General features: G+C 70.3%; 3 protein-coding genes. All 3 read right to left on the bottom strand.

What is annotated here, in order from left to right; all coding sequences use genetic code 11:
* Window positions 1-958 (bottom strand): hypothetical protein (locus tag M3N57_04930; protein ID MDP9022042.1); only part of this gene is annotated, 958 nt, incomplete at its 3' end.
* An 11-nt stretch (window positions 959-969) separates the two neighbouring features.
* A complete protein-coding gene (locus M3N57_04925; GenBank protein MDP9022041.1) occupies window positions 970-2241 on the bottom strand; it encodes a glycosyltransferase in 1272 nt (423 codons plus the stop codon).
* Window positions 2242-2283: 42 nt separating this feature from the next.
* The coding region (locus tag M3N57_04920; protein ID MDP9022040.1) for a hypothetical protein at window positions 2284-3351 on the bottom strand (1068 nt) is incomplete at its 5' end.

Raw genomic sequence — 3351 nt, 5'->3', positions numbered from 1 at the left:
GCTCCGCTCCCACGTCGTCGTCGGGGAACGCGGGGAACTCGGCGAGCTTGCCCAGCGCGACGAGCGCCAGCATGGACATGCGGCACTTGTGGCAGCGCCCGCAGTTGAGGGACTCGCCGGCGTCCCGTGAGCAGACGCGCATATACCGTCGGGCGACGTCCCAGTCGGCGATCATCCTCAGGCGTGCAACCCGGCCGACCTCGACGCTGGCGTGCAGAACCTGCAGCGTCTGGCTGCTGAATGCGTGGTCCATGAGCGGATGCGAACCCAGCGGCGGCAGGTCCTGCTCGCCCACCCAATGGCTCGAGGAGATCGTCACCTCTGTCAGCAAGCCACCGAGGGCATGGGCGACCGAGGCGAGCGCCGCCCCATGCCACTGCGAACGCCAGAACGCGCCGTCCGGCTCGAGAGAACGGACGTTCGTGGAGGGCCGTGCCAGCTCCAGCCCGGTCTCCTCGGCGACGCGGCGGATCGCCCGGTCGAAGCGTGTGCTGCGATACTCCTCGATCCCGTCGACGGCGAGCGCCAGGGCGAATCGGTGGGGGTGGCCGACGGGCACGTCGCGATGGTTGCGGTGCAGGGTGTAGAGGGAGTCGAGGCCTCCGGACAAGAACAGACCGGACCGGTACGCAGCCGGCGGGCGGGCGTCGCGGTCGAGCGGCGCCTCGATGCGCAGCTCCGGACGGTCGCGGCGGTACCACTGGCGCAGCCACGCCAGGGCCGTGCGCGTGCCCTCCACCAGCCGGGGACAGACGTTGCTGGTCAGCCGCAGGCGGCGCTCCCCGTGATGCTGCGCCAGCACCGCGCACGCGACCAGGAAGGGGTCGGCCCGTGGGCGCATCGCTCTGGCGTACTCGGCGGGCATCGCGTACCACAACTCGCGGCTGTCCCGGGTCCGGTCCTCCCAGGACACCTCGGCGACCAGCCGGACGTCGTCGTCCCGCTGCTCCAGGCGCACCCCGTCGACGATCACGGCTGTCCCGTTCGCGGCGCCGTCGCTGCGGTTCGGGCGGTTGCGGTGCGGTCGGTCAGGTCAAAGGCCACCAGTCGGTCGTTGCTGAGCACGGTCGCATAGGACGCGCGCAGATACTCGGTGAAGCCTGGGTAGTGGTCGAGCCACCAGAACGACGGCCAGGCGAACGCGATGGCGCTCGCCCCCTCGGCGTGCATGCGCTCCAGCTCGGCGATGGCCGTGGCATCGTCGGGCGGAGGACCCCAGTACAGGCCTTCACGTTCGAGGAAGGGCAGCACCTCCAGGCCCGGCGCCACCACGTTGAGGTTCAGTTGCTCGTCGTGAACCAGGATCAGCGGCTGGTCTGCACGAGCGGCGGCGGCAAGGTCGGCGGCGGTGGCCATCAGTCGCTGACGGTAGGCCAGCTCGGCGACCACCTGCCGCTCCGGGTCCGGCTCACGCACGTAGGACCGTCGCGTCTCGACGACTCCCATGGCGCTGGGCGGATCGATGAGCCGCCAGCGCTCGGCGACGCGTCGGTAGTCCCGCGCATAGGACTCCGGGTCCCACTTGCGCAGGTAGAACTCCCGCTCCTCGGGGTGGACCGGCGGCGGCGGGTAGAAGGTCACGACGGCAGCGGGTTCCAGCACGGCGGGCAGCCCATGGGCATGGAGGGCCAGGCTGACGTCCACTTCCTCCTGAGCGGTGATGGAGGGATCGAACAGGCCGGTGCGCTCCAAGGCCCGACACGACAACAGCATGCAGTGCGTCTCGATGAAGTCCACGCGCCGGCGCGTGGCTCCACGGTCGCTCTCGTTGGAGTCCGGTCGTGGCTCGATCCGCAGGCCGGTGCCGTCCGGGGTGTCGACCGTGGTGATGGTGTGCAGACGATCATCGAAGTGGACCTTCTCGAACGGGCCGAATCGGTCCACGATCAGTGGCACCGCCGCTGCCGCTGCCTCCTCCTCGCAGGCCGCCAGGAGCTTGCTCAACCACCCGGGCTCGACGAGGACGTCGTTTTCCAGGAAGCAGATCCAGTCGGCGTCGGTGTTGTCGATCACGAGGTTGCGGGCCTCGTTCGGCAACAGGATCTCGTCGGTGGTCGGGCGCACGACGCTCGGCCGACCTCGCAGGACGCGGTCCATCTCGGCACGGAAAGGGGCCGGGGTGCCGGCATCGACGACCACAAGCTCGAAGTTCTCCGGGGTGCACGCGAGCAGGCGCTCGAGCACTTGAGCGGCCATCGAGAACCGCTCACGGGGTACCACTCCTACCGCGACGCTGGCCATTTACTCGCCCTCCTTCTCCGTGGCTTTCGGCGCTCCGGTCGGCTACCGGGCCCGGCCCTGTCCGGCCCTCTCTGTGGCTCGTGTGGCTGGGGGCGCGCCGGACCGGCCGCGACCGCGCCCGCCCGCCGGGTTGGACAGGGCGTTGTCCAGTAGCCGGGACAGGATGGGGCCCGAGTCGAACAGTGACTCTGCCAGCTCCCGGGCGGCCGTCCGCTGCCTGCGGTAGTCGCGTTCCACCGTCCGCAGGGCTTCCACGGCCTCGTCCCGGCAGGAGAACCGGAACAGACCCTCGGCGTCGGGCAGGAAGTCGCTCGGACCGGTGTGCTGGACGACGGCTGGTCGTCCGCTGGCCAGGTAGCAGAGGGTCCGGTCGCTCACCCATGCGTTCTGTAGGACGAGACAAGACGGCTTCGCGCAGCTGAACTCGCCGCGGGAGGCCTGGATGTAGCGGCGGTATGCCCAGGGGTCTGCGGCCACCTCGGCGGAGCGACGCAGTCGCCACCCCCCGCGGCGCATCCGCCGCACGTCCTCTGCGTCGCCGGCTGCCTCCTCGGGCTTCACCTCAACGTCGCGCCTGGGCGAACCGGTGCGACTGTCGCCGAAGTAGGCCGCGAGCTCGAGCTTCGCGCCGCTGCGTAGGGGCAGGTCGGCGTACTCCAGGAAGGTCACCCGCTTGTTGTTCTCGTACAGCAGGCCGGCACCGTCGGTTATCCACTCGTCGCCCCACCAGCTCGTCACCGTCGTGTAGGTCGCGTCGGGAACGGGTGGGCACACCGGCCAGGACGGCAGGTGCACGACGCGGCCGATCCGGTGCCAGTCGATGCCGGCATCCGGGAAGCCGGCACGGGCGGTGCCGACGGTCTCCCCGATGGTGAACCAGTGGTCGTGCGGGGCTGGGGCCAGCTGGCCGAAGGAGATCCACTGCTGCAGCAACCCCGGGTCGAGGTCGACGAGCGCCGAGCGGGCGAAGTGCCCGACGACGTGACTCGAGGAGCGGTAGTCGAAGTTGATGAGGAGGTCGGCACGTGCGGTCAGCCTCGCGAACGTTTTCTCGCCGCCGCCGAGCCAGCGGACGGGCGTCCCGGCGCCGTCGGCTTCGTAGGCGAGGAC

The organism is Actinomycetota bacterium (genome assembly GCA_030776725.1).
GTDB lineage: Bacteria > Actinomycetota > Nitriliruptoria > Nitriliruptorales > JAHWKO01 > JAHWKW01.
Note: the sequence above shows the minus strand (reverse complement) of the source record. Positions and strands in the feature narration are given on the sequence as shown.